At 67.8% G+C, this 25,932-nt stretch carries 19 protein-coding genes and 1 pseudogene; 13 read left to right on the forward strand and 7 right to left on the reverse strand.

The window, feature by feature from the left end; all coding sequences use genetic code 11:
• Position 1: 1 nt before the first annotated feature.
• Positions 2 to 904, reverse strand: a complete 903-nt coding sequence (locus BKA24_RS04505) for a Bax inhibitor-1/YccA family protein (RefSeq protein ID WP_184215576.1) — start codon at positions 902 to 904, stop codon at positions 2 to 4.
• 135 nt (positions 905 to 1,039) lie between these two features.
• Between BKA24_RS04505 and BKA24_RS04510 the strand changes: the two genes are divergently transcribed.
• From BKA24_RS04510 to BKA24_RS04530, 5 genes are all read left to right on the forward strand, one after another.
• Positions 1,040 to 2,047: a glycerophosphodiester phosphodiesterase family protein gene (locus BKA24_RS04510; protein ID WP_184215578.1), complete on the forward strand. Its 1,008-nt coding sequence runs from the start codon at positions 1,040 to 1,042 to the stop codon at positions 2,045 to 2,047.
• A gap of 127 nt (positions 2,048 to 2,174) precedes the next feature.
• A complete protein-coding gene (locus BKA24_RS04515) occupies positions 2,175 to 3,404 on the forward strand; it encodes an MFS transporter (protein WP_184215580.1) in 1,230 nt (409 codons plus the stop codon).
• 10 nt (positions 3,405 to 3,414) lie between these two features.
• The gene (locus tag BKA24_RS04520) at positions 3,415 to 4,347 is read left to right on the forward strand and encodes an ABC transporter ATP-binding protein (RefSeq protein WP_184215582.1); all 933 of its coding nucleotides are present in this window, start codon (positions 3,415 to 3,417) and stop codon (positions 4,345 to 4,347) included.
• Positions 4,344 to 5,426 carry an ABC transporter permease gene (locus tag BKA24_RS04525; protein ID WP_184215585.1) on the forward strand — a complete coding sequence of 361 codons (1,083 nt, stop codon included), beginning with the start codon at positions 4,344 to 4,346 and terminating at the stop codon, positions 5,424 to 5,426. The genes BKA24_RS04520 and BKA24_RS04525 overlap by 4 nt, the downstream gene beginning before the upstream one ends.
• A 163-nt stretch (positions 5,427 to 5,589) precedes the next feature.
• Positions 5,590 to 8,703, forward strand: coding sequence for a S8 family peptidase (locus BKA24_RS04530; RefSeq protein ID WP_184215587.1), 3,114 nt, complete (start codon positions 5,590 to 5,592; stop codon positions 8,701 to 8,703).
• 60 nt (positions 8,704 to 8,763) lie between these two features.
• On the opposite strand, the gene BKA24_RS04535 is transcribed toward BKA24_RS04530, so the two are convergent.
• Positions 8,764 to 9,177 (reverse strand): hypothetical protein, encoded by a 414-nt coding sequence (locus tag BKA24_RS04535; protein ID WP_184215589.1) that lies wholly within the window; start codon positions 9,175 to 9,177, stop codon positions 8,764 to 8,766.
• Between the two features lie 75 nt (positions 9,178 to 9,252).
• Here BKA24_RS04535 and BKA24_RS04540 point away from each other — a divergent pair, with 75 nt between their 5' ends.
• Positions 9,253 to 9,552: a biopolymer transporter Tol gene (locus BKA24_RS04540; protein WP_184215591.1), complete on the forward strand. Its 300-nt coding sequence runs from the start codon at positions 9,253 to 9,255 to the stop codon at positions 9,550 to 9,552.
• Between the two features lie 353 nt (positions 9,553 to 9,905).
• Here BKA24_RS04540 and BKA24_RS04545 read toward each other — a convergent pair whose 3' ends face one another.
• The 3 genes from BKA24_RS04545 to BKA24_RS04555 all read right to left on the reverse strand — a co-directional run bounded on the left by BKA24_RS04545 (position 9,906) and on the right by BKA24_RS04555 (position 12,874).
• Positions 9,906 to 11,261: an AAA family ATPase gene (locus BKA24_RS04545; protein WP_184215593.1), complete on the reverse strand. Its 1,356-nt coding sequence runs from the start codon at positions 11,259 to 11,261 to the stop codon at positions 9,906 to 9,908.
• Between the two features lie 104 nt (positions 11,262 to 11,365).
• The gene (locus tag BKA24_RS04550; RefSeq protein WP_184215595.1) at positions 11,366 to 12,532 is read right to left on the reverse strand and encodes a DUF262 domain-containing protein; all 1,167 of its coding nucleotides are present in this window, start codon (positions 12,530 to 12,532) and stop codon (positions 11,366 to 11,368) included.
• A gap of 81 nt (positions 12,533 to 12,613) precedes the next feature.
• The gene (locus tag BKA24_RS04555; RefSeq protein ID WP_246367022.1) at positions 12,614 to 12,874 is read right to left on the reverse strand and encodes a hypothetical protein; all 261 of its coding nucleotides are present in this window, start codon (positions 12,872 to 12,874) and stop codon (positions 12,614 to 12,616) included.
• 101 nt (positions 12,875 to 12,975) lie between these two features.
• On the opposite strand from BKA24_RS04555, the gene BKA24_RS04560 reads away from it, so the two are divergent.
• On the forward strand, positions 12,976 to 14,052 hold the full coding sequence (locus BKA24_RS04560; RefSeq protein WP_184215597.1) for a DUF2510 domain-containing protein: 1,077 nt from the start codon (positions 12,976 to 12,978) through the stop codon (positions 14,050 to 14,052).
• Here the strand turns inward: BKA24_RS04560 and BKA24_RS04565 are convergent.
• A complete protein-coding gene (locus BKA24_RS04565) occupies positions 14,049 to 14,963 on the reverse strand; it encodes an NINE protein (RefSeq protein WP_184215599.1) in 915 nt (304 codons plus the stop codon). The two genes, BKA24_RS04560 and BKA24_RS04565, sit on opposite strands and share 4 nt — an antisense overlap.
• Positions 14,964 to 15,478: 515 nt before the next feature.
• On the opposite strand from BKA24_RS04565, the pseudogene BKA24_RS04570 reads away from it, so the two are divergent.
• Positions 15,479 to 15,760, forward strand: a pseudogene (locus BKA24_RS04570) (tyrosine-type recombinase/integrase); the annotation flags it as partial.
• Positions 15,761 to 15,979: 219 nt separating this feature from the next.
• Here BKA24_RS04570 and BKA24_RS04575 read toward each other — a convergent pair.
• Positions 15,980 to 17,515, reverse strand: a complete 1,536-nt coding sequence (locus BKA24_RS04575; protein ID WP_184215601.1) for a serine/threonine-protein kinase — start codon at positions 17,513 to 17,515, stop codon at positions 15,980 to 15,982.
• Between the two features lie 104 nt (positions 17,516 to 17,619).
• Here BKA24_RS04575 and BKA24_RS04580 point away from each other — a divergent pair, with 104 nt between their 5' ends.
• The 5 genes from BKA24_RS04580 (at position 17,620) to BKA24_RS04600 (ending at position 25,898) form a co-directional block, all read left to right on the forward strand.
• Positions 17,620 to 18,726 carry an FUSC family protein gene (locus BKA24_RS04580; RefSeq protein WP_184215603.1) on the forward strand — a complete coding sequence of 369 codons (1,107 nt, stop codon included), beginning with the start codon at positions 17,620 to 17,622 and terminating at the stop codon, positions 18,724 to 18,726.
• Between the two features lie 39 nt (positions 18,727 to 18,765).
• Entirely contained in the window at positions 18,766 to 19,938 is a 1,173-nt protein-coding gene (locus BKA24_RS04585) for a PP2C family protein-serine/threonine phosphatase (RefSeq protein WP_184215605.1), read from the forward strand.
• Positions 19,939 to 19,978: 40 nt separating this feature from the next.
• A complete protein-coding gene (locus tag BKA24_RS04590) occupies positions 19,979 to 22,429 on the forward strand; it encodes an ATP-dependent helicase (RefSeq protein ID WP_184215607.1) in 2,451 nt (816 codons plus the stop codon).
• Between the two features lie 658 nt (positions 22,430 to 23,087).
• Positions 23,088 to 24,707 (forward strand): hypothetical protein, encoded by a 1,620-nt coding sequence (locus BKA24_RS04595; protein ID WP_184215609.1) that lies wholly within the window; start codon positions 23,088 to 23,090, stop codon positions 24,705 to 24,707.
• Between the two features lie 102 nt (positions 24,708 to 24,809).
• Positions 24,810 to 25,898, forward strand: coding sequence for an SseB family protein (locus tag BKA24_RS04600; protein ID WP_184215611.1), 1,089 nt, complete (start codon positions 24,810 to 24,812; stop codon positions 25,896 to 25,898).
• Positions 25,899 to 25,932 lie beyond the last annotated feature (34 nt).

The following is a 25,932-nucleotide window of genomic DNA, read 5'->3' on the forward strand; positions in this document are numbered from 1 at the left end:
GTCAGTCGCTGCCGCGCAGGATCGCGATCATGCGCAGGATCTCGACGTACAGCCAGACGACGGTCACCATGATGCCGAAGGCGCCAACCCAGGCGAACGCGCGGGGAGCCCCATTGCGGGCGCCCTGCTGGACGAGGTCGAAGTCCTGCACGAGCGAGTACGCCGCCATGAGGACGACCAGCACGCCGATAATCAGACCCAGGGGAATGCCGAAGACCTTCGCCGAGTAGAGGCCGAAGGCGCCCTGCGTCACGCCCGTCCACATGAGGACGAGGTTGATGAGGCCGAACACCAGGTAGCTGACCATGGCGATGAGGAAGATCTTGTTCGCGCGCTTGCTGACACGCACCTTGCCGTTCGCGAAGAGGGCCAGCGTGACGCCGACCACGGCGAGGGTCGCGATCGTCGCCTGTAGGACGATGCCGGGCCACATCACCTCGAAGTAGGCCGAGATGCCGCCGACGAAGAGGCCTTCCGCTGCGGCGTACGCCCAGATGAGCGCGGGGCGGACCTTCTTGCGCGAGGTGAAGCTGATCACGAGTGCGAGGACGAAGCCGACGAGCGCGCCGATGATCCACGGCATGATCGTGAGACCGTTGGGCGCGGTCGCGTCGAGCGTGCCGCCGAGGGTCCAGAACCAGCCCACGAGGGCCGTGACGAGAAGGATGCCGAACAGGCCTGCCGTCTTGACGACGGTGTCCTCGACGGTCATGCGGCCGGTCTGCGACGAGCCCGCAGCAGGAGCGGCGTACATGCCCTCCAGCTGCGCGTTCGCCGCGACGTCGGCAGCCTGGTGCGAGGCCGTCGAGTACGCGGTCTGCTGGGCCGGTGGGGTCAGGCCGGGACGGCGCTGATCCTCCTGGAACACCGGATTGTTGAAGGCGAAATTGCCGGACGCTGCCATGATGTGTCTCACTCCAAAGATCGAGGCACAGCGCGATGCTGTCGATCCAGCGTATCGGACCGGATTTCCGGGGGTGGGGCCTCGCCCTGTGAGACCCCTATGAACGGGCCGCATCTGCCTGGGTAGCCTGGTCGTATGCCCCGTCGCAGCCCGCTCGTGATCGGCCACCGGGGTGCTCCCGGCTACCGCCCCGAGCACAGCCGCTCGTCCTACGACCTCGCGCTCGAGATGGGCGTCGACGCAGTCGAGCCCGACGTCGTGTTCACCGCCGACGGCGTCGCCGTCGTGCGCCACGAGAACGAGATCAGCACAACGACCGATGTCGCCGCCCGTCCCGAGTTCGCAGATCGCCGCACGACCAAGACGATCGACGGGCGCGACCTCACCGGCTGGTTCACCGAGGACTTCACCTGGAACGAACTGGCAACGCTCCGCTGCCGCGAGCGCTTGCCGCAGCTGCGCCCCCGCAGTGCCTCCTTCGACGACACCCAGCCGATCCTCCGGTTCTCCGACCTGCTGGATCTCGTCCGGCGCGCGGGTCTCGATCAGGGGCGCGAGATCGGCGTGGTCCTCGAGATCAAGCACGCCACGTACTTCGGCGGAATCGGATACGACGTCGCCTCTCTGCTGGCCGCCGAGCTGGCCGCGGCGGGGTGGGATGCCGGCCAGCTTCCCCTCATCGTGGAATCGTTCGAGCAGACCGCACTGACGCAGCTCCGAGACCGCGGCATCCGGGCCCGCTTCGTCTATCTCCTCGAGGCGGCGGGCCGCCCCTTCGACCTCGCCGCCCGCCACGGAGCGACGTCGCCGACCTACGCCGCTCAGCTCACCCCGGTCGGCCTCGACCGTCTCGCGGCCGAGGTGGACGGGATCAGCCTCGACAAGAAGATCGTGCTCGCGGAGAAGGGCGGACGGGTCGCCGGCACCTCGCCGGTGGTCGCGGCCGCCCAGGAGCGCGGGCTCGAGGTCTACACGTGGACGTGCCGCCCCGAGAACGCCTTCCTCGCGCGCCCGTTCCGGCGGGGGCGCGACAAAGCGGCGTTCGGCGACTGGGAGGCGGAGTGGACGGCTATCGCCGATGCCGCGCTCGACGGCGTCTTCGTCGATCACCCCGACCTCGGCGTCGACTTCTTCCGTCGCTGACGGTCCTCCCGGGAGGTGCGGAGGATGCCGCGGTAGAGTAATCAACGGTGCCTCCCGCACCCCGTGTAACTACCTGATCCCCGATGCGAGTCAAGGCGGCACGACGCCCCTTCTCTCCGGAGGTCCCATGTCACGCCACTCGATGACCGCGCTCGTGCGCGCGGTCGGAGTCTGGTACTTCGCGATCGCTCTGATCGCGAGGCTTCCGTACGCGATGATCGTCGTCGGCGTGCTCACCATGGTGGTCGACGCACGCGGTTCGCTCGCTGTCGGCGGACTCACCTCGGCGATGGTGGGTCTCGGGACCATCGCCACCGGGCCGCTCATCGGCGCCGCCGCCGACCGCTACGGACAGCGCCCCGTCCTCCTGCTCGCGACCGTCGTGCAGGCGAGCGTCCTCGTCGCCCTCGTCGTCGTCGCCTACGGTGACACCCCCGACGGACTCCTCCTCGCCGTCTCGGCGCTCGCCGGTGCGACCGCACCGCAGGTCTCGCCGATGTCGCGCGCCCGCATGGTCGCCGCCGTGGGCCGCCTCCGCGTGACCGACCGCGACCGCGTCCAGGAGTCGGTGATGGGCTACGAGTCCGCGGTCGACGAGGTCGTCTTCGTGTTCGGCCCCGTGCTCGTCGGGGTCATCGCGATCGCCGGAGATCCCGCCGCGCCGGTCCTCGCCGCTGCCGCCCTCACGGTTGTCTTCGTCGCGGGATTCGCCCTGCACCCCACCGCTCGCACCGCCGCGTACGCCGAGAGCCGGCAGGCGCGAGAACCCGTCCGGGCGGTGTTCCGTCCGGGCATCGTGCTGGCCGCGGCCGGCACGCTCGCCACCGGCCTCTTCTTCGGTGCGATGCTCACCTCCCTCACCGCGTTCGCCGAAGAGGGCGGGTTCCCCGAGCAGACCGGCATCCTCTACGGGATCATGGGGATCGGATCGGCGATCCTCGCCCTGAGCGTCGGGCTCTTCCCACGCCGGTTCACCCTGCCGTGGCGGTGGATCGGGTTCACCGTGCTCCTCGTCATCGGCGCCCTCCTCGCAGCCGGTGCCACCGGCGCCCTCTCCATGGGATGGGCGCTCGCGCTCGCCGGGTGCGGCATCGGCCCCACCCTCGCGACCCTGTACGCGCTCGCCGCCGCCCGCGCACCGCTCGGACGGGAGGCGACCGTGATGACGATCCTCGGATCGGGAGTCGTGGTGGGTCAGGCGTTCGGAAGCATGCTCGTCGGTCTCCTCGCCGAGACGGCCGGTGCCTCTGCCGCGCTGTGGACACCCGTCCTCGCGGCGGTGCTGCTGCTGGTGGCAGGTGTCGCCAACCTGCGCGTTCGCCACGACGTTCCGCGGGTGGTCGCGCTCGCCCCCTAGGGTGAGCGTCATGACAACATCGGGCATCGTCGCGGAGGGGGTGCGGCGATCCTTCGGACAGGTCCACGCCGTCCGCGACGTCACATTCCAGGCACCTGAGGGTGCCGTCACCGGGCTCGTCGGACCCAACGGGTCGGGCAAGACCACGCTGCTGCTGATGCTGGCCTCGCTGCTGGCTCCCGACGCCGGCACGATCCGCATCGCCGACGTCGATCCCATCGCGGAGCCTGCTGCGGCACGCGCCCTGCTGGGGTGGATGCCGGACAGCCTCGGCGCGTGGCCGTCGCTGACCGCGCGCGAGACGATCGTGATGACCGGCCGCCTCTCGGGTCTGACGAAGGCGACGGCGGGGGAGCGCGCCGCCGTGCTGCTGGGCACCGTCGGTCTCGAGGATCTCGCGGACGCGCCGGCGAAGGTGCTGTCCCGGGGTCAGAAGCAGCGGCTCGGGCTCGCCCGCGCGCTGGTCCACGATCCGAAGGTGCTGCTCTTGGACGAGCCGGCGTCGGGCCTCGATCCGCAGGCGCGCATCGACCTGCGGGTCCTCCTGCGCCGACTCGCCGCCGAAGGACGGACCGTCCTGATCTCCAGCCACATCCTCTCCGAGCTCGAAGAGGTCGTGGACGACGCCGTCTTCCTCCTGCGCGGAGAGACGGTTCGTGCCGACCGGGTGGCGCAGGCCGCGAATCGGGCGCGGACATGGCGCATCCGCCTCGCCGACCGCGACGCGACCGCCGCTGCGCTCCCGGTCGCGCAGGCGCTCGACCTCGACGTCGCGACCCTGCCGATCGACCGGCGTGATCTGCTCGTGTCGTTCGCGACCGACGCGGATGCCGCGCGCGGCCTCGCCGCGCTGATCGGCGGGGGACTCCCCGTCGCGGAGTTCTCGGCGGCGACGGGCCTGCTCGAACACACCTTCCTCGACCTCGAAGGAGGTGCCCGATGAGCCTCACGCGTCTCTGGACGGTCGCACAGCTCGACCTGACCCAGCGCATCCGGACGGTGTCCTGGTACGTCCTGCTCGGCGTCTTCGCGCTCTTCCTGCTCGGCGCGACAGTGCTCGCCTTCCTTGCCTTCTCCGGGCAGGAGGCATCCGGCCCCGGTGTCTACTCGACGGTCGTGTTCATCACGCTGCTGCTCGTCGTCCTCGTCTCCCCGACGCTCAGCGGCAACACCATCAACGGCGACCGGGATGCCGCGACCCTGGCGCCCGTCCAGGTCACCCAGGCGACCACGGCCGAGATCCTCCTCGGTAAGTTCCTGGCCGCCTGGATCACCGGGTTGGCGTTCGCCGTCGTCGCGATCCCGTTCCTTCTCATCGCCTCCCTCGCGGGCGGGGTGAACCCGTTCACGGTGCTCGTCTCGGCACTCGTCCTGATCGTGGAGACCGGGGTCGTCGCCGGGCTCGGGACCGCGTTCAGCGGCATCCTCGCCCGTCCGCTCTTCTCGGTCGCGACCACCTACCTCGTCGTCGCGGCGCTCGCGATCGGCACCTTCGTGGGCTTCGGCCTGGTGGGGGCGAGCATCACCTCCGAGCAGGTGAGCCGGTACCAGTCGGCGGTCTACGATCCCGTGTCGGGTGAGCCCGAGTGCGTCGACGGCGTCGACTCCTGCTACAACGACCCCGAGGACATGGTCTGCGAGGAGTGGCAGAGCGACTCGTACCGCATTCCGCGCTACGACACCGTCTGGTGGATGCTCGCACCCAACCCCTTCGTCATCCTCGCCGACGCGACGCCCGTCGACTTCGACCGTGATGGTCAGCCGCTCGATCTCTTCGGGTACGCGAAGGTGGGCCTCCGCTCGCTGCAGAACGCGCCCGACCTCGAGACGAGCTGGAGCGAGTGCGAGCCGTACGTCGAAGAGGACTACCCCACCGGGGAGGAGGTCGTGGCGGGCTCGACCCCGAGCTGGTTCGTCGGCCTCGGGCTTCAGATCGCGCTCACCGCGGCGCTCCTGGCGTGGGCGGGAGCCCGGACCCGGACACCCGCCCGAGCGCTGCCGCCCGGGACCCGGATCGCCTGAGCACGTCGCGGTCGGGCAGGTGAGGATCTTCTCATCTGCCCGATCGATGCTTGGGGGATCGTCAGGCGATGCATAGCCTCCTATCAGTCTCGGCGTTCGACCACCGCATCCCGGCGGATCGTCAAGCCCCGCCGTGACCCTCCCAGAAGGAAGGCGGTTCCTCTTGCACCGACGCATACTGGCAGTCGCGGGCGTCCTCGCCCTGTCGCTGCCCACGACCGCGGCATTCGCCGCGACGGACACGGACACCTCACCGTTGTCGCGATTCGAACAGACCGGCTCGACCGGCAAGATCGACAGCGCGATCACCGCCGGGGCCATCGACCCCGACCGACGGATCACCGTGGTCGTCGAGATGGAAGGCGACCCGGTCGCCGTCGTGCAGGCCGAGGAAGGCCGCACGCTCACGAAGACCGAGCGCTCCACCGTCAAGAAGGACCTCAAGAAGGCGCAGGACGCCATCCGCGGTCAGATCGCCGAACGCGGTGGCAAGATCCGCGCTCAGATGCAGTCGGCGTACAACGGCATCCAGGTGTCGCTGCCGGCCACGCAGGTCGACGAGGTCGCCGCCCTCCCGGGCGTCATCGGCGTCCACCAGGTCGTCACGCACGAACTCGACAACGCCGTCTCCGTGCCCTACCTCGGCGTCCCGTCGGTCTGGGAGGACACCGGCTACACCGGCGCGAACGTCAAGGTCGCGATTCTCGACACCGGCATCGACTACACCCACTCCGCCTTCGGCGGGCCAGGCACCGTCGAGGCGTTCGAAGCCGCCTCGGCGACGTCGACCGCGCCGGCCGACCCCGCCCTGTACGGCCCAAGCGCCCCGCGCATCAAGGGCGGTATCGACCTCGTCGGCGACGCCTACGACGCCGGCGGCACGGGCGACGCGCTCATCCCCAAGCCCGACGCGAACCCGCTCGACTGCCAGGGTCACGGCTCGCACGTCGCCGGCACCACCGGTGGTTCGGGCGTCCTGCCCGACGGCTCCACATACGACGGCCCTTACGACTCGACGACTCCGTCGGTCGACTTCAAGGTCGGACCGGGCGTCGCCCCCGAGGCCGACCTCTACGCGGTCCGTGTCTTCGGCTGCGACGGCTCGACCGACGTCACCGTGCAGGCCATCGACTGGGCCGTAGACAACGGCATGGACGTCATCAACATGTCGCTCGGCTCGTCGTTCGGACGAGGCGACGACCCCAGCGCGGTCGCCGCAGCCAACGCCGTCGGCGCGGGCGTCGTCGTCGTGGCATCCGCCGGCAACTCCGGCCACAACCCGTACCTGACCGGTTCGCCCGGCTCGGGCGACGGCGTCATCGCGGTGTCCGCGGTCGACAGCTCCGAGTCCTTCCCGGGCGCGACGATCAGCGTCGGCGGCAAGACCGTCGAGGCGATCAACGCCAACGGCGAATCGGTCGCCGACCTGGGCGCGCTCAGCGTCGTCCGGCTGATGAACGACCCCGCCACGACGGCCAACGAAGCGCTCGGGTGCGCGGCATCCGACTACACGCGCGTCGGAATCGTCGAAGGCGGCAACCAGCTCGCCGTCGTCGAGCGAGGCACCTGCGCCCGCGCCGCCAAGCCGATCTTCGGCCAGCAGGCGGGAGCGGCCGCGGTGCTCATGGTGAACAACACGAACGACCTGCCCCCGTACGAGGGCGCCATCTTCGACAATCCCGACGACGGCACACCGTACGAGGTCACGATCCCGTTCCTCGGCGTGCGCCAGTCCGACGGCCCGGCGTTCACCACCGGAGCATCGGCCACCTTCGCCGACGCGCAGATCGCGAACCCGTCGTTCCGCGGCTACGCCTCGTTCACCTCGGCCGGCCCCCGCAGCGGTGACAGCTCGATCAGCCCCGATGTCGCAGCTCCCGGCGTGTCGATCGCCTCGGCTGCGGTCGGCACCGGCTCCTCGCCCGCCATCATGTCTGGCACGTCGATGGCCGCGCCCCACGTCGCCGGTGTCGCGGCGCTGTCGGTGCAGGCCCACCCGCGCTGGAGCGCCGAGCAGGTCTCGGCCTCGCTGGTCTCGACCGCCGACCCGGAGAAGGTCGCGGGCATCAACCCGACCCTCGGCGGTGTCGGTCTCGTCGACACGAAGCAGGCGGTCGCCACCCAGGTGACGGCCACCGGCGACCGGTTCCAGACGAAGGACGGCTGGATCCGCGAAGCGGCGCTGAGCTTCGGCTTCGCCGAGTCGACGTCGTCGCTCGGCGGCGAGAAGACGGTCACCCTCCGCAACGACAGCCGCAAGGCGGTCACCTACACCGTCTCGACCGCACCCTCGGCGCAGTCGCTGAAGGCGAAGGTGACGGTCAGCTCGAAGAAGGTCACCGTCAAGGCGGGCTCGACCGCGAAGGTCCGGGTGAAGGTGTCGGCGAAAGCCTCCTCGATCCCGTCGTCGCTCGGTGACGACCAGTACGCGTTCCACGAGATCTCGGGTGACGTGGTCTTCACGGCCAAGGGCTCGAAGCTGCGTGTTCCGTACCTGATGGTGCCCCGCTCCAACAGCGACGTCACCGTCTCGGGCTCCCTCGCCTCGCGCGGCAAGGTCACCGACGCCGACCGGACGCTGACCCTCAGCAACCGCAAGGGTGCCATCGACGCCGCCGCCGACGTGTACACGCTGGGTCTGACGGACAAGAAGGACGCGCCGAAGGCGATCGCCGACACCGGGTACGACCTGCGCGCCGCCGGTGTGCAGTCGTTCACCACGGCCGCCGGAGACGCCCTCGGGGTGTTCGCCGTCAACACGCACTCGCGCTGGTCGAACGCGGCCGGCAACGAGTTCGACGTCGTGATCGACACCGACCGCGACGGCGAGCCCGACTGGGTCGTCTTCTCGTACGACTCCGGTGCCGTGCGCACCGGAAGTGTCGACGGCGTCACCGAGGTGTTCCTCCAGGAGGTCGCCACCGGCGCGCTGTACCCGAGCGGGTTCCTCGCCCAGGCCCCGACCGACAGCAGCACCATCCTGCTGCCGTTCTACCTCGAGGACCTCGGCATCGACGGTGCGTTCGACTACACCGTGCAGTCCTTCAGCGGTACGACCGACGGCACCGACTCGATCGCCGGAAAGGCCACGTACGACCCGACCGATCCTGCGATCAGCAACGGTCAGTACGAGGTCGTCTCCAAGGGCAAGAGCACCAAGGTGACCGTCCGGACCGATGCGTCGGCCTTCGCCGCGCAGAAGCCGCTCGGGGCCATGATCGTGGTTCCCGACAACGCCTCCGGTGCCAAAGAGGCGCTGCTGGTATCGGTGAAGTAGGACCAGATCGCGAAGGGGCGGTGCGCGTCAGCGCACCGCCCCTTCGTCGTGCTGCGGGCCTCAGCGCTCGCAGAGCTTCGGGCGGTCGCCCTCTCCGAACCGGTAGTCGAAGGTCTTCGACCCCACGCGCACCACGACGCGCATCCCGTCCACGACGGCCTGCGTGTAGGACTGGCCCGGCTTGCCGCAGCCCAGCGACCCGTCCGCGAACGTGACCGATTCCGCCGACACCAACTCGGGCTCGCCGGTCACGCCGAGCGCCGCGAGGTCTGCGACGAGTGCCTCCCACTTCGTCGTCGGCACCTCGGCGGGCGCCCCGGTCGGTGCGATCGGCTCGGGGCTCGAGGTCTGGAAGGGGGGACGGGATGCGCCGGGATTCCGGTCGGGCATGGTGGTGTCTCCGGTTGCACAGGACGTGAGAGCGAGTGCGCTCAGAATGAGGGATGCCGCGAGGGCGGCAGGTGTCGCACGCATGGGTACCTCCACGCCCGACGCTACGCCGATCGGGTCACCGTCGCGAGGGCGTCCGACGCGGGGGATACTGAGCGGATGAGCGAGGAGGACCAGGACGGCGAGCGCTGGCTCGTCATCGACGGTCGACGCTGGCGCCGCACCGATCCGTCCCTCCCGGGAGAGATCGTCGATGCGCTCACCTCTCACCTGGGCCGCGCACGCTCCGCCGTGGCATCCGCTCGTCGAGCCGGGGATGATCAGGCCGTCGCCGATGCGCGCCGACGGGTGGGACTTGCGAAGCACGGACTCGGCGAGCGTGGGCCGTACTGGTGGGACGAGGCCGAGGCCGACCGCCTGGCGCGGGCCGAAGCGGCGCTGCGCGAGCTCGAGAACTGACTGTCGACGCGACGGCGGGAGTCGAACCCGCGGTTGCGCGGATTTCGGCGCTGCCTAAGACGCACGGAATTTCGGGGGCTGCGGCGTCTTGCCGCGGAAAAACAACTGAGTACGAGCTGTGCTCGATTCTCGCGTCGGTTGGTTCCGGTCAGCGGAACCGGTCTGGATCTGCGCGGCTTGTGTCCACATGGTGCCCGCGGGGAGGGCGCTTCCTCGTCATCACATCGGGACCGCCTATCAGCGGGAACTAGAGCGGACGAAGGCCAAGGCGATCGAGTGAGACGTCGACTTCGCAAAAGTGCTGGGGGAAGGTCAACGATGCAGGCGAGATGATTCGAGCGCGCGGGCGGGGGTTAGCGCAGGGCCCCTCGCACCGATCCAACCAGCGACTCCGCGTCAGCAACGAATCCCTGATTATCTGAGCAGAGCCTAACCAAGACGTCGCACGTCGCAGAATAGTTGGAGAAGCCCCTCGCGACCTCGATGAACCAGTCGTGGTGGTCCGAGCCGGCGGCCGCGCTGATGGCCATTCGGAACTGTGTGGGATCAACGATGCCCTGCTGACGTAGGTCGGAGTCAGTCATCGTAGAGATCGCGGCGCTAACGATCTGTTTAAGGATTGCGTCAGGTGCGATGTCGCCTGGCAGGTACGTGCGCAGGTCCTTCTTGACACGTTTCCCGGCGTTGAGCTGGCGCTGATCACCATCTAGCACGATGTGCATGTTGAGGCGTCGTTTGCGTGTGTCTCCGTCTATGAACTCCCGCTGTACCTGCGCAAGCGCCGACTCGCCATTCTGGGCGTGAAAGATCTCTACTGCTTCTAGAAGAAATGGATCCCGGGACCGGATGATCGACTCGGTCAGCGCAGCGGCAACCGCATCTTCCGTTAGAAGCGCAAGCGTCGGTCGGACAGGAGCGCCGAGTGAGTGGGCGGCCTTCGACGAAGGCATTGGCCCGTAGGCCGCGGGAACAGGAATTGCCTCGAGCACGGTGACTCTCGAAGCGGGTAGGCCCAGATACAGCTCCGGCGAGTGAGTCGTCAGTATGAACTGAAGACCGATCTCGGTGCTCAAGAACGCGAAGGTTTCCTTCAGTCGCGCTTGAGAGAACGACGCGAGCCACGCCTCGGGCTCATCGATGATCACTACGGTGGGGGAAGACACGCGCGACAGTCTCCAGAGGAGATAGATGGCCGACAGTTCCCCCCGGCCCGCACTTAAGGTGTCGTATTCGATGCCTGCCGCGGCGATGCGAAACCAGGGGATGACACCGTCGCCGTCCGCTCCTTCGACTTCAAACACCTCAATGAGGTTGTAGTCCCGCCGCAGGATTCGGGAAGCGTGATCGAGCCACGCATCATCGAAGGGTGCCGGGTCAGTTCCGGCGAGAAGGTCAGCTGCGTTCTGGTCTACCTCGAAATAGCGTCGACTGCGCTGAGAGTCCTCTGCGGGGTCGAGAAACACAACTTGGGGTGTCTCTCCATCGGTAGACACTGCTATCGGCGGGTCTCCGGCGACTCGATCAAGCGTCACCTTCCAACTCGAACCGGCCGATTCGCCCGTCGCCTCCACTTGGATGAGTCGATCCGGCCAAGCAGCTTGTTCCGGATCCTCCAGAGTTTGCAGACCTCTTAGAAGTGTGGTCTTGCCGGCCCCGTTGCCACCCGTGATGACACCAATGCCCGCAGCGAGCTCGATGCAGAGGTCCATGACTGACGGTCCAGGCATCGCCAGCCGAAGACGCACATTTCTGAGATAGGTGCTGAAAGCGCGTGCACCGACGCGATCAACCGCGGCGACGAGTTCTGCGTGCCTCAGGCCCATCCCAAACCGCCCCAATTGAAACGGTTTGCGTATGTCAACAGGGACTCCTCAACGTCCGACTCGTGGTCGACTCGGTCCCAAGCTTGCGCAGCGGCCGAGTGCTTCGGGCCGCGCACTCTTCCATCCACGTCCAGTCGCGCCATGAACATCCAGCCGATCAGGTCGCGCAACACAACGGAGGAGACGTCGGCGACACGAGCGGTGCTCCGGTCCTGAAATAGGGAGACTTCTTCCTGGCCCGGTAGGCGATCAGCCGATGACCGGTTCCACCGGGCGAGTTCCAAGTACCGCATGGCCTTCACGAAAGCGCTGGAGCTCTCCATACCCTGATCCGTTAGCGCGAGTTGCGCTCCCATGCATAACCACGTATGCAGAGTGGCCTTGTTTGGCCGGATACCGTCAGAGGTTCCAGGGCCGCGACCGAGCGTGCCGAGGACAAGATTCATTGACTCGCGAAGGACGGCCACGTCGCGGTCTGCAAATCGCTCTCCGGAGCGATATCGGGCTGTAACTAGGGATGAAGTTACTTTCGCATCGAGGCTTCTAGCTTCGATCGTCACTAGTACGCGCGCGAGCATGTCGTCGTAGGCCATCCGGGCGTTGGAGAAGCCAACGCGATCAGTAAGCAGTCCTTCAAGTGTCGACCAATCGACGAGCTCGCGAACTTGATTCCTCGCGTCACCAACGAATGCATTTCGCTTTTCTGCTTCCGTCAGACTCGTTGGCTGATTCAGCCGAAAGAACAGCTCATGCGGCTCGTCGGGGGTGTAGTCCACGAGCTCGAATACACGGATGGTGAACTTCCGGAATCGCCTGGCGATTACCTCAGGCAGTTGGGCGTATCGGAGCCCGTTAAGCTCGCGAATCGAAGCGTCGACCGGATCGATCTTGCCGTCGATCGTAAAGTGGCCCCTTACAAAGTCGCGGATTGCTGTCAGGCGCTGCTGCCCGTCGAGAACATCACTCCGGCCGTCTTCGCCAACGACTAGGTGAACGGGGGGGACATGCCAGCCGCGGAGGATTGAGTCCACCAAACGGCGCTTCTTCTGGAGCGTCCACACTTCGCCGCGCTGAAAATCGGGCTGGAGATCATATTCTCCGTCCTCAATCCGGCGAACAATCGTTTCGATATCTGGGTCTTGGGACAGGAACCGCAAGTCCGCTCCTCTGCGTCTCGTCTGGCTGTAAGCGCGAGCCTATCGACATGAGGTCGCCGAGAGCGAAGCGATCCAAGTCTCTTACCGGCGCTCCGCTTCATCGACGACTGTAGGTTCGGCGGTGGCACCGGCAGGCCGACCCACATTCGACGTCATTCCCACAAGCCAGCCCGCCGCCCGCGCCTTCTGAACCCAATCCGATGCGGTGCGCTCGGGAACATTCAGCTCCAGGGCGATGAGCTTCACGGGCGGGAGGTCCGCCAGCGCGGCGGTGCCGTAGAGGATCTCGATGACCTCCCAGCGCTCACCCTTCATCCCTCGCTTCGTGACGGCTTGCGCCATCCAGGGCGGGATGATCCGCCCTTCCGCGGTCGGGGACGTAGCCGCAGCTCGGTGCGAGCGCGTCGGATAACCTCGTGACACACGGATAGGGGAGTGGACGTATGGCAAAGCGTGACGACCATGCGGACTTCATCGAGGTCATCGGGAAGGTGCCACGTGTCGGTAGGGATGGGGCTCCAATCACGCCAGACGACCTCGCTACCGGTGGGGCACGGCGCGACGATGGAAGCCTCTCAGCGTTGGCATACGACCTGCATCCCCGCGACAACGATGAGATCGACGAAGTCGTTGCTCCGTCATACGTAAGCGCGGAGAACGAGCAACTCCAGGCTGAGTCCGACACGGTTAGCCTCGGCGGCGCGCTCGCAGGGCTGGCTCTCATCGGGTTGACGATCGGTGCACTTTCAGTCGCGGGCTCCGTCAAGGAGAAGAGGCGTCGTCGACGCGACGACCGCCGCCCACTGTCGCGAGCGGAGCCCCTCGTGGCCCCGCCAGGCTGGTATGAGCTAGACGATGGGCGCCTGCGTTGGTGGGACGGCTCCGACTGGACCGAGCACTTCCAGGCCGCCCCGAGTAGCGAGAGCGCACCTGCCGGCTGGTATGACGATGGCTCCGGTCGTCAACGATGGTGGGACGGCATCGCGTGGACGCAGCACTTCCAGCCATCACGTGCGCTCACCTCGGGGACTTCTCACGCGAGCGGCCAGGGCTTCACAGAGTCGACCTCGAAGGCGATGGACGTCCCCAATGACCTACCGCGGATCTCGATGAGCAGCGTCGAATGGCAGGAGCGAATGCGTGCCATGCTGATCGCCCGAGCGATCAGTGAACAGCAGTGGCGTCTTCTATCGAGGGTGCGCATCGAGGATGCCGGAGACGAGCTGCTTGGGTGGCAACAACACCTGGCATCCCTTACACCTCAGCAGTTCTCGGATCAGCTGAACGTTGCACTTGAAGCGGATCCTGGCTTTGCGCATGCGGCGTTGGAAGCAGCGCAGGCCGGGTGGTACGACGATGGCTCCGGGCAGGAGCGGTGGTGGAATGGTTCGGAATGGACCGACGACTACGTGGCGGAGCGGCTCGCCGTTCGCGGCACGACGAATACTTCGGCCGCTCCCGGTATGTTCGACGATGGCTCCGGGAAAGCCCGCTGGTGGGACGGGCAGAACTGGGTCTAAGACGTCGGCGATGAATCGCCGTCGGGTGCTGCGCGATCGAAATCGCGCTGCCAGTCATCCATTGCCTTGCGTGGGCCGATCAGACCGTCAATCGCGACGGTGAAGACGATACCCTTTCGCGCGTTCACCTGGCGCACGTTGGCGAGGAGTTGAGCATCGACGGCGGCAATCGCGGTGCGCACGTCGCTGATGCGTTGCTCCGGATCGTCCCACAAGCGCGGGCTCGCCAGGATGTCCAAGAGGTAGTCGTCCTCGAGTGCTGCGGTGAGCTTTCCGAGCTTATCCTCGTATTCGCGGCGGGCGCGGTCTCGTTGCGACTTCTCGGACTTCGCCGCCAGACGGATGAACAGCTCTGACGTGTTCGATGTCAGCGAGTCGAGTAGTTGAACCACAGAACCAGCAATGTCATCACCGTCCGCCGAGCGGGTGACGTACTCGGCGCGGAGGACGGCGAACCTTTCGAGGAACGACCAGATGCTCGGGGGCACCGAGCTGGGGCGGCGGGCTGAGTTGGATGGTACTCGCGCGGCGCGACGACGGACCAGCACGACTACTCCGCCGATCACGGCCGCAGCGGCGACCGTCGAGAGGAGAACCCAACCGAACGGCGTAGGTCCGGATTCACCGACCGACGCGGTCGCAACGAGGGCGATGAGGCCGGCGACGAACGAAACCGCGAACAACGCTCCCAGCGCAATCCACACCGTCTTCTTGTGCCGTTCGTACCCACGCAGCCGCAGTCCCCAGGAGTCGCGCTGGCCACCGAACAATGTGATCAGCAGATCGATGAGCCACCAGTACCCGAAGCCTCCGAGCGTGAACAGCTTCACGAGCGCTGACCGGGTCTTACCCAGATAGAAGCGGTCGGCGCCGAACATGCCGAACAGGTAGGACAGGACGACTGTCGCCACGTAACTCTTGTCGCCCTCGGGGGCGGATTGACCTCCCACGCGCCGAGCAATAGCGGGCGGCGCACCACCCCAAGAGGATGGAGGAGGCGGTGAAACGCGCCCATACGTCTGCGGGGGAGGGGGCTGCGGTGGCTGCGGGGGCGGGGGTTGAGCACTCCTCGGCGTCTGGAACGGCGGAGGAGGCGGTGACTGCGATCCGTGAGGCGGCGGAGGTGTGGAAGCCATACCGGCGGACCTCCTTGAAGACGTGTAGCCCAATTGTGTCATCTAGGCGAAGCGCCTAGAAATCTCATGCTTCGAAGCCTCCGCCGCGAGCGTTCGGCGGGTATCGACTCTTGCTGAACGCTGTCCAGCCTGACGTTCCCGGCTTCGCTCAGCGGCCTAACTGGTGAGTTCCGACTCTCCCGTGCCATCGTCAACGACGACCAGCATGCCGACGTCATTGACATTCTGTGCGACGTCGCCGCGCGGCTTTGACTTGCGAAGGTGACGAGTGTATGCAGCGGCCAGGTTCTTCCGGCACATCGCGTTCGTGGTTCATGCGTGCGCTCGCAAATGCGGGCTTGCCACGGATGACGGTGCACGATTTGAGGCACACCGCGGCGTCGCTCGCGATCGCGTCGGGAGCGAACGTGAAGGTGGTCCAGCGGATGCTCGGCCACGCGTCCGCAGCCATGACGCTCGACGTGTACGCAGACCTCTTCGATGACGATGTCGTTTCGGCCGCCCTCGACCAGGCTCGTACGACCGCGATTGTGTCCAAATCGCGTCCACGGGCGCCTCTCGGCGTTGATTGAGCTACCGCGATCCCTTGCTATGACTGGGATCGCGGTCCTTTGAGGCTAGACGCGACGGCGGGAGTCGAACCCGCTGCACAATCGGTATGACCCGATGCCCGGAACCCTCCCGGATCGCCGCGATGTCATCACGCTAACCCGGGGGTCACGTCCGCGTCTTCGCTGTGACCGGGGATGTCGTCATGTGTCGCCGGAAGTCGGATGCCACGGATGCGCGGGTCAGTCGCCGGCGTCCTTCTTGCCGGGTCCCTTCTTCGTCGAGTTCTCGTTCGCGTTCTTCGCGGCCTGTTCGGACCGCTTCGAGACGTTGTTGGCGGGAGTGTCGGCGGCATCCTTCGCCGCCGTCTCGGCTTCTTTCGCGGCGTTCTCGGCGGCCTTCTGCGCTTCCTTTTCGGCCTTCTCGGCTGCCTGCTCAGCGTCCTTCTCGGCCTTCTCCGTCGCCTTCGCCGCCTTCTCATCGACGCGATCCGACGTGTCGCTGTCGTCGGCCGGGGCATCGTCATCGACGAGGGTCTGATCGACCGGGGCGTCGTCGTCCGCGACCTCGTCGACGGCGATCGAGGGTGTCGGATCGGTCACCGCGGGAAGCGACGGATCGGCGGTGTTCCCGCCGGACAACCCGCCCGCCCAGAGCTGACCCGCCAGGACGAGCGCCGCGGCTGCCGCGGCGGCCGCTCCTGCGACCCACCACGCCCGGGACCGTCGTCGACGCGTCCGCGGCCGGGTCGTTGCGAGCGGGGCGACCGGGGCCACCGCTTCGACCGCCTGCGTCGTCTCGTCGCGCGCGGCGGCTCGGGCGGCACGATCGTCGGGCTGCGCCGCGACGGTCGCACTCGCCGTGCGCGCCGTGGTCGTCGTTGCGGAGGCGCCGGTCGGCCTCACCAGATCGATTGGCAGGGCGCGGGCCGCGTGCGCGACCTCAAGCGCAGTCGGGCGGGCGAACGGTTCGCGGGCGATCATCGCGGACAGCAGTGTGGACCACTCCGGACCCACCCAGTCGGGGATCGACGGCGTTTCCACCAAGCGCGCCATCACCTGTCCGATGCCCGACGCTTCAGGGAAGGCACGCTGACCGGTGAGGGCTTCGAGCAGGAGCAGTCCGAGGGCGTACACGTCGGCCGGACCGCCGGCCGCTTCGCCGCGCACCTGCTCCGGCGCGAGGTAGGCGGCGGTGCCCATCACCATCCCGGGTGAGGTGAGACGGGTGCTGTCGGCAAGGTAGGCGACGCCGAAATCGGCGAGCTTCGCCCAAAATCTTCGACCCGGCACCGCTGTAGGGGCGAGGAGCACGTTCGAAGGCTTGACGTCGCGGTGCACGATCCCCGCGGTATGCACGACATGGAGAGCGGATGCCAGTTCCCCGGCGATCCCGGCGACCTCGGCGGCATCCAGCGGGGACTCGTGCAAAGCGTGCGCGAGTGAGCGGCCCTCGACGAACTCCATCACGAGGTACTCCGGACGACCGGGAACGATGCTCGCGTCGTACAAGGTCACAAGGGACGGGTGATTGAGCGAGGCGAGGAGGGCCACCTCGGTCCGCGCTCGCGGCGGGATGGCGAGCTCGTCGGCATCCGTCCGCATCATCTTGATCGCGACCGTGCGGCCGAGCAGGACGTCCTCGGCGCGGAAGACGCGTGCCATGCCACCCTGGCCGACGCACTCGCCGAGCTGGTAGCGGCCGTCGAGAAGCGCAGCCGTCACGGCCTCGTCCGGTACGCTCACGTCGTCCTCCCGCGCCGCTCGGGTGTGCGGCATTGCCGACAGTATCCGTGGCGACGAATACCTCCGTGTGGGTTGACGAAAGCGGCACGGAGTGCAAGCCCCTCAACCTTTCCCACCGCGACGCGTAGCGTGGCGGCATGCCTCGCACGACTCCGCGCCAGACCGCGGCGCAGGTGGCGCTCTCGGTCAGGCGGGCCGGCGGCGACGTCTTCGCGCCACGTCGGCTCATCCTTGCGCTCAAGACGGCGATCGCCGCCGCGGTCGCGTGGTATGTCGCCCCGTGGGTGCCGTACGCCGACGCCGAATACTCCTACTACGCCCCGCTCGGCGTGCTCGTGAGCATGTATCCGACCGTCGCCGACTCGGCGCGCGCGGGCGTGCAGGCGCTCGTCGGCCTGGCCTGCGGCATCGCCGTCGGCTTCGGCGGCCTCGCGATCGTCGGTGCAGGCGCCCCCGGGATCGTCGCGGTCGCCGTGGTCGTCGCCGCAGGCGTGGCTCTCGGCGGCATCCGCGCCCTCGGTGTCGGCCGGGACTGGATCGCGCTCGCCGGACTGTTCGTCCTGCTCCTCGGCGGCCACGACGCGGACGGCTTCTCCACCTCGTACCTCCTGACAATGGCCTTCGGGGTCGTCGTGGGCATCATCGCCAACTACCTGCTCGTGCCTCCGCTGTACCTGCGGTCCGCGCGTGACCGGCTATCCGACCTCCGCGCCGCCGTCACCACCGCCCTCGACCGTGCCGCCGACGCGGTGGAGGATGCCGCGCCCGACCCCAGCGCCCTGCGCTCCGACGCCGAGGAACTCGCCGAGATGTCGGTCGCGGTCGCCTCCGACGTCGACGAGGCCTCGCGTTCTGAGCGGGCCAACGTCCGGGCACGAGGAGTGGGCGGCATCCACGATGAGAACGCGCAGCGATGGTGGGGACTGGAGCGGACGACGTACCTCACGCGAGACCTGCTCGACGTGCTCGCGCAGGTCGACTCGCTCGACGGGCGGCACGGCGACAGCGTCCTCCTGGCCGACGCGATGCGGCGCGTGGCGGAGCTGGTGTCGACCCCGCCCGGAGACAGCGAGGTCGAGCAGCGCATCGACGCAGCCTGGACGGCGATCGACGCCTACGGCGGCTCGCTCCCGGCCGCCGAGGAGGCCGCCGACCCACACGATCAGCCCGGACTCTGGCTCGCCGCCACGCTCGGCCGGATCACCGACATCTCCCGACGGGTCTACGACGCCCTGACGCCGTGACGGTTGCGAAAATGTGCGCTTCCGTTGCAGGGTCGGAGTATGGCGCTGCGACAGATGGAACCGGAACGCGAGGTCGCACGGCAGCGGGCGATCGAAGCCCTCGACATCCTCGACCAGCCGCGAGACGAGCGTGTCGACCGCGTCACGCGTCTCGCGCAGCAGCTGTTCGACGTGCCGATGGTCAGCGTGACGCTGCTCGACAACGACAGGCAGTGGCGGCTCTCGGAGCAGGGGTTCGGCGGGGAGCGCGAAGCGCCCCGGGAAGGGTCGTTCTGCGGGGCGGCCGTCGCCAGCGCCGACCTTCTCGTCGTCGAGGACGCCGCGATCGACGAGGACTTCCTCAGCAGTCCGTTCGTCACCGGTGACCCCCACCTCCGCTTCTACGCCGGGCAGCCGCTGGAGGCCCCGGGCGGTGAGCAGATCGGCACCCTCTGCATCATCGACACGAAGCCGCGTCGTCTCGACGCCGATCAGGAGGAGCTCCTGCGCGAGATGGCGCTGTGGGTCCAGACCGAGATCGCCCGCGAGCACGAGTACGACCGCGCGACCGCGGTGCAGCGTGCGTTGCTCCCGCAGGCAGCTCCCCGGCTGCCCGGCTACACCTTCGCCGCCGATGCCGCGGCATCCGGTGAAGTGATGGGCGACATCTACGACTGGTACCTGCACGACGGCGGAGTGCGGATTGCGCTCGCCGACGTCATGGGCAAGGGGATCGGAGCCGGCCTCATCGCGGCGGCCGCGCGCGCCTCGCTGCGCACCGCGCCGGAGCGTCCGATGCTGGCGGCCGTCGAGGAACTCGACGAGCAGATCTCCGCCGACCTCGGCGAGCTGAACATGTTCGTCACGGCGTTCGTCGCGGAGGTGGAGGCGTCGACCGGTGTCGTCCGCTTCGTGGATGCCGGGCACTCGCTCGCCTTCGTCGTCCGGGTCGACGGCAGCTGGGAGCCGCTCCGGTCGACGGGCCTGCCGCTGGGGATGGGCGTCGACGAGCCTCGCGCGGAGGGGCAGGTCACTCTCGGCCGCGGCGACGCGTTGCTCGTGTGCAGCGACGGCATCCTCGACGTCCTCGATTCGGAGGATCCGTCGGGGCAGGTGACGCGTGCACTGCGCGACGGGGGGCCCGCCGGCGCCGTCGCGGAGGGCATCCGATTGGCTCGGGACCGGAAGGCTCCCGACGACGTCACGCTGATGGTGGTGTTGCGCGACGCCTGAGCGGCCGGTGTCTGCGGGCGAACGTAGACTTGTCGGCGCCATGACCGACCCCATCACTCCCGTCGTCCTGGGCTCCTCGCACACCGGCGGTCGCCCCGATGAAGACCTTCTCCAGGGACTGAACGACCCTCAGCGCGACGCGGTCACCCACCGCGGACCGGCGCTGCTCATCGTGGCGGGCGCGGGGTCGGGCAAGACGAGCGTGCTGACCCGACGGATCGCCTCGCTGCTACGCACCCGTGAGGCGTATCCGAGTCAGATCCTCGCGATCACCTTCACCAACAAGGCGGCGGGCGAGATGCGCGAGCGGGTCCGCCACCTCATCGGCGACAGCGCGCAGGGCATGTGGATCTCTACGTTCCACTCCGCGTGCGTGCGCATCCTGCGCCGCGAGGCCGACCAGTTCGGCTTCACGAAGAGCTTCACCATCTATGACTCGGGCGACTCGCGTGCACTCATCAAGCGGCTGGTCAAGCAGCACGAGGGCGACGCGTTCGGGTTCACCCCCGCCGCCGTGCAGGGCCGCATCTCCAAGCTGAAGAACGAGCTCGCCGACGCGGAGTCGTACGCCCGGCAGGCGAACATGAGCGATCCCGCCGAGCGGGTGTTCGTCGACATCTTCGGTGACTACCAGCGGGCTCTGCAGAAGGCGAACGCCTTCGACTTCGACGACCTCATCGCTCAGACCGTCTACCTGTTCCGGGCCTTCCCCCATGTCGCCGACGTCTACCGGAAGAGATTTCGGCACATCCTCGTCGACGAGTATCAGGACACCAACCACGCCCAGTACGCCCTCATCCACGAGCTCACGAGGCCCGTCGTCGGCAAGGCGGGCGAGGCGTTCTCCAGCGGCGGGATCATGATCTTCGAGCCCGACGAGGCGCCCGAGACCGAGGGGGCGTCGCTGACCGTCGTCGGCGACTCCGACCAGTCGATCTACGCCTTCCGCGGCGCGGACATCCGCAACATCAGCGAGTTCGAGCGCGACTTCCCCGGAGCGAAGGTCGTGCTGCTGGAGCAGAACTACCGATCGACCCAGAACATCCTCTCGGCGGCGAACGCCGTCATCGGCCACAACTTCGACCGCAAGGACAAGAAGCTCTGGACCGACGTCGGCGACGGCGACCCGATCATCGGGTTCACCGGCTACTCCCAACACGACGAGGCGCAGTTCGTCGCAGACGAAGTCGACGCCCTCCGTCGGAAGGGCGTCGACTACGCGCAGATGGCGGTGTTCTACCGGACGAACTCCCAGTCGCGAGCGCTCGAGGAGATCTTCATCCGGGCCGCCGTGCCGTACAAGATCATGGGCGGCACGAAGTTCTATGAGCGTGCCGAGATCAAAGATGCGCTCGCGTACCTCGTCGCGGTCGCCAATCCCGCCGACGAGATGGCGGTGCGCCGCATCTTGAACAAGCCCCGTCGGGGCATCGGCGACGTGACCGAGACGGCCATCGCTCGATACGCGGCGGAGGAGGGCATCACCTTCCGTGACGCGCTCGCCAACGCCTCCGCGCTGGGGGTGGGGCCGAAGATCCAGCAGGCGAGCGCCCACCTGGATGCCGTCCTCGCCGAAGCGGCCGAGATCATGCTTCCCGCGTCGGGTGAGATCGCGCCGTCGACCTCCGTCACCGAGGGCCTGAACGTCCTGCTGAACAAGTCCGGTTACGCCGACGCACTCCGGATGTCGAAAGACCCGCAGGACGAGGCGCGCGTCGAGAACCTCGATGAGCTCGTCGCGGTGACGCGCGAGTTCGCTCGGAACAACCCGGAAGGCACACTGCTCGATTTCCTCACCGAGGTGACCCTCGTGTCGGATGCCGATGACCTCGACGATGCGACCGGTTCGGTGTCGCTCATGACGATGCACACCGCGAAGGGCCTCGAGTACGACGCGGTCTTCGTGACCGGCGTGGAGGAAGACCTCATCCCGCACCGCATCTCGGCAGGCGAGCCCGGTGGCCCGCAGGAGGAGCGTCGCCTTTTCTATGTCGCCCTCACGCGTGCACGCAAGCGGCTCTATCTCTCACTCGCCATGACTCGGGCGCAGTTCGGCGAGGTGACGGCGGCCATGCCGAGTCGTTTCCTCCAGGAGATCCCGCACGGATTGATCGACTGGCGGCAGTCGCCGGGCGACGTCAACTCGCGCGGCGGCACGCAGTCGCGGGCCTTGAACGCGCGCCGCGGAGGATCCGGCGGTGGCTCCCGCTTCGGAGGCTCGGGCAGGTACGGCGACGATCTCGTGCCGCTCCCGCCCCGCGATCGGCCCGCGGGATCGATCGAGAAGTTCGCGAACCGCATCCCGGCGAAGATCCGCGACAACGGCGACCTCGAACTCGCCGCCGGCGACCGGATCCGCCACGATGACTTCGGCGCGGGCAAGGTGGACATGGTCACCGGCGAGGGCGCCAAGCGCGTCGCGCACGTTCGGTTCGACACCGCCGGCCCGAAGAAGCTCCTCATCAAGGTCGCACCGATCACGAAGCTCTGAGGGAGGGCGCCTCGACCGGAATCGCTGGCTCCGTGCGAAGATGGGCTGGCGCCGGTCGTGGGGACCGGCACAGGTCGTCGCGATTGATCGCGCGGATGGGGATCGCAGGTCGATGGCGCGCGGAGTCGTGGTCGGAAGTATGTGGAATCGGTGGCACGCGGTAGCGGTCGCCCTCGTCGTACTCGCGCTCATCCTGCAGCCGCTCGATGCGCGAGCGGAGGAATCGTCGCCCATCCCGATGCCGACGGTCCAACAGGCCTCCAACGGCATGACCCTGTACGTTTCGCCGGGGACATGGCCGACGGGCACCGATCTCGCCTACGAGTGGTACCGGGAAGATCAGCTCGTCGAAACCTCGTCGAACCATTTCTACTCGCCTGACCGCGAGACCGACGAGGGCTCGCGGTTCCGCGTCGTCGTCGTAGGTACGTCCGTCGATGGCGCAGTCGAACGACGAGAGTCCGCACTCAGCCTTCGCGTCGCGTGGCATTTCGCTCCGGCGATCAAGGGCGCGCTCCGAGTCGGAGCGACCGTCCACGTCGATACCTCGACATGGACCGCAGCGCTTCAGACGATGGTCGAATGGCGGCTTGACGGGGTCGCGATCCCCGATGAACACGACCCGACGCTCGTCATCCCTGCCGCGGCGGAAGGCAAGGTGCTCTCGGCGAAGGTCACAGCAACGGCACCCGAATATCCACGCGTCGTCGAGCACTCCACGTACTCCCGGAAGACCGTTCTCCGCGTGGGAACTCCGACGATCAGCGGTGAGGCGGTCGTCGGTGCGACCCTCACGGGGAGCCCGGGTGAATGGACCGATGGCGCACGCATCTCTGCCTCGTGGGTTGTGGGGGCGAAGACCGTGTCGCTGACAGACACGGTTCTCATCACGCCGGAGATGCGCGGACAGGACATTCGGTACGTGGTATCAGGATCTTCCGGCGCATCGGGATCCCACGTCACCAGTACGAGCGCCGGTGTCGTGCTCTCTCCCGGATCCCCGACGGTCGTGGGTGCCCCCGCCGTCGGCAGCACCCTCACACTGGATCCCGGCGATTGGGTGACCGGCACGTCGCTGTCCTACCAGTGGCTCGCGGACGGAGCCGCGATCGCGGGTGCGCGCGGCGCTTCGTTCACTCCCACGGCTGCGCAGGCAGACTGCAGACTCGCCGTCCGTGTCGTCGGCACGATGACCGGGCGGACGGATCAGACGGCCACATCACCGATGACGCCGAGGGTGATGCGCGTCGGAACCGTCAGTATCAGTGGTCCACACTCGTACGGTTCCCTTCTCACGGCCAAGCCAGGATCCTGGTCGGCCGGCACCACTTTCAGCTATCAGTGGTACGTCGGCGACGAGCAGGTCGCGGGCGAGGATGGGCGGACGTTCTGGACGGGTGAGTCGTGGATCCGGGACAAGGCAGTCCGGGTAGAGGTCACCGGGTCGAGAGCTGGATACGGGTCAGCAACCGTGTCAGCGACGACGAAACGGATCGCCTTCATTCCGGAAACGGAGTTGTTCGGCGACCCGACGGTCGGCGGTATCCTCGGCGCCGACAGCTCAGGCTGGCGCAAAGGAACCACCCTGTCGTACCGGTGGCTACGCGACGGGGTGGTCATTCGCGGAGCTGTGCGCGACTTCTACACCGTGAGGGCGGGAGATTTCGGGAGGCACATCACCGCGCGCGTGACGGCTACCGTGCCCGGCTTCGGAACGATCACCAAGACCTCGTTGTCGCTCGGGAAGATGGGGCGATCGACAACGCCGAGCGTGAAAGGCGCGCTCACACCAGGCGGTGTCGTCCGGGCCGAATTCGCGCGATGGATGCCCGACACGCAGTACACCTATCAGTGGTACCGAAACGGTGGCCTCGAGCCGATCCGGGGCGCCCGCCAGAAGACGTTGAGGATCAGCAAATCGTTGGTCGGAGAACGCCTCTCCGTTCGGGTGACCGGACGGACTGACGGCTTCGCGACAGCGTCTTCCTTCTCGCGGGCGAGCGCCCGAGTGTTGGCGTCGGCCGCTCCGGCGCTCAGCGGAACTCCGGTAGCGGGGAGGAAGATCGTGGCGAAGGCGACCGGGTGGACGCCGGGAGCACGTTTGGCATATCAGTGGCACGCGAATGGGAAGGTGATCCCGGGAGCCAAGAAGTCGACGCTGATCATCCCTTCCAGTGCTATCGGTGCACGAATCACCGTGACCGTCACGGGGACGAAGCCCGGATATGCGACCGTCGTCAGGACTTCCAGGGCATCGTCGAAAGTCACCAGGAGCTGAGCGCCCGAGGTCACTCAGCCGTGATGTCCGGAAGCTGACCGTCTCGGGATTTCGCTGTCCTGAGACTCATCCTCCAACCCGAGAGCCACGTACGCTGAGGGCATGGCACTGTTCTCCCGTCGCCCGAAGCCGCAGCCCGACGAGCCGGCCGAGGTTCCGGTCGACGCCGACCCCGTGGTGGACGGGCTCCAGAGTGACGTGTCCGCAACGGTCGCGGCAGAGGAAGCGGATGCCGAGTCCGCAGAGCCTGTGCCGCACGTGCCGATCTCGGTGTCGACGTACGGCCAGCCCGCCCGGCAGGCCACTCGCCCAGCGGCGGACATCCCGCCCTCCGCGCCGCCGCTCCCTCGCGTTCCGGCGGAGGCGCCGGCCCGCACCGAGGGCCGGAAGGGCATGCCCGACAACACCCTCGTGATGCAGGCGCTCGCCGCTCTGCCGGAACAGCCCGACAACGCGGCGATCCTCGGCGTCATGCGTCAGACGCTGCAGGGCACGCTCTACCTCCGCATCCTCGGCGACGCGCGCGCCCAGCTGAACGAGGGAGCCCCGCTGCGGCTGGCGATCTCGACGCTCGGCGACAAGAAGTTCCTGCTCGCCTACACGGGAGCCGCCGGTATCCAGGCGGGCGTCGGCGCTGACCCCGACACGAACACGTCGATCCTCGGGCAGCCCGCGCAGGCCGTGCTGAAGAACGCGGTGGACGCCGGGTACGACGGGCTGATCCTCGACCATGCGGGCCCCGGACGCCGAATCGTGCTGACCACGGCGCTGATCACCCGCACGCTCGAGCAGGCGGACCCCGACTTCACGATCAAGAACCTGCTCGCCGACACGCGCAGCGACGCGACGGCGCGCTACGTCGTCGAAGCTCTCGGGAACAAGCCGGTGTTCATCGCGGCCGGTGCACGGGGCGAGGGCGAGAGTCTCGGCATCGCCGAGGCTCGGGCCGCGGACGGAAGCCGCTACCTGCAGGTCTTCTCGCACCCGCTCGAAGTGCTGGCGCTCCGCCGCGATGACCGTCCCCTCCCGATCACGGCCGCCCAGCTCGGGTCGGCCCTGGCAAGCGATCCCGGTCTGACCGGCGTGCTGGTGGATGCCGCGGGCCCGTGGATCCGCCTTGACCGCGCGCAGCTCGCCCCGGTGCTCGCCGCCGCGGCATCCGACGGCGGGGACGCTTCCCGTTCGAGCTGATCCTGTCGCGGGGTCGCCTGCCCGGCCTAGGGTG

The sequence above is a fragment of the Microbacterium marinum genome (assembly GCF_014204835.1).
GTDB lineage: Bacteria > Actinomycetota > Actinomycetes > Actinomycetales > Microbacteriaceae > Microbacterium > Microbacterium marinum.

Excerpts from the sequence above, each read along its gene's own strand:
- BKA24_RS04540 (WP_184215591.1), top strand. The coding sequence starts at position 9,253 with ATGAGCGAGGAGGACCAGGACGGCGAGCGCTGGCTCGTCATCGACGGT.
- BKA24_RS04545 (WP_184215593.1), bottom strand. The coding sequence starts at position 11,261 with ATGGACCTCTGCATCGAGCTCGCTGCGGGCATTGGTGTCATCACGGGT.
- BKA24_RS04580 (WP_184215603.1), top strand. The coding sequence starts at position 17,620 with ATGCCTCGCACGACTCCGCGCCAGACCGCGGCGCAGGTGGCGCTCTCG.
- BKA24_RS04575 (WP_184215601.1), bottom strand. The coding sequence starts at position 17,515 with ATGCCGCACACCCGAGCGGCGCGGGAGGACGACGTGAGCGTACCGGAC.
- BKA24_RS04590 (WP_184215607.1), top strand. The coding sequence starts at position 19,979 with ATGACCGACCCCATCACTCCCGTCGTCCTGGGCTCCTCGCACACCGGC.
- BKA24_RS04515 (WP_184215580.1), top strand. The coding sequence starts at position 2,175 with ATGTCACGCCACTCGATGACCGCGCTCGTGCGCGCGGTCGGAGTCTGG.
- BKA24_RS04535 (WP_184215589.1), bottom strand. The coding sequence starts at position 9,177 with ATGCGTGCGACACCTGCCGCCCTCGCGGCATCCCTCATTCTGAGCGCA.
- BKA24_RS04560 (WP_184215597.1), top strand. The coding sequence starts at position 12,976 with ATGGCAAAGCGTGACGACCATGCGGACTTCATCGAGGTCATCGGGAAG.
- BKA24_RS04525 (WP_184215585.1), top strand. The coding sequence starts at position 4,344 with ATGAGCCTCACGCGTCTCTGGACGGTCGCACAGCTCGACCTGACCCAG.
- BKA24_RS04510 (WP_184215578.1), top strand. The coding sequence starts at position 1,040 with ATGCCCCGTCGCAGCCCGCTCGTGATCGGCCACCGGGGTGCTCCCGGC.
- BKA24_RS04505 (WP_184215576.1), bottom strand. The coding sequence starts at position 904 with ATGGCAGCGTCCGGCAATTTCGCCTTCAACAATCCGGTGTTCCAGGAG.
- BKA24_RS04585 (WP_184215605.1), top strand. The coding sequence starts at position 18,766 with ATGGCGCTGCGACAGATGGAACCGGAACGCGAGGTCGCACGGCAGCGG.
- BKA24_RS04520 (WP_184215582.1), top strand. The coding sequence starts at position 3,415 with ATGACAACATCGGGCATCGTCGCGGAGGGGGTGCGGCGATCCTTCGGA.
- BKA24_RS04600 (WP_184215611.1), top strand. The coding sequence starts at position 24,810 with ATGGCACTGTTCTCCCGTCGCCCGAAGCCGCAGCCCGACGAGCCGGCC.
- BKA24_RS04555 (WP_246367022.1), bottom strand. The coding sequence starts at position 12,874 with ATGGCGCAAGCCGTCACGAAGCGAGGGATGAAGGGTGAGCGCTGGGAG.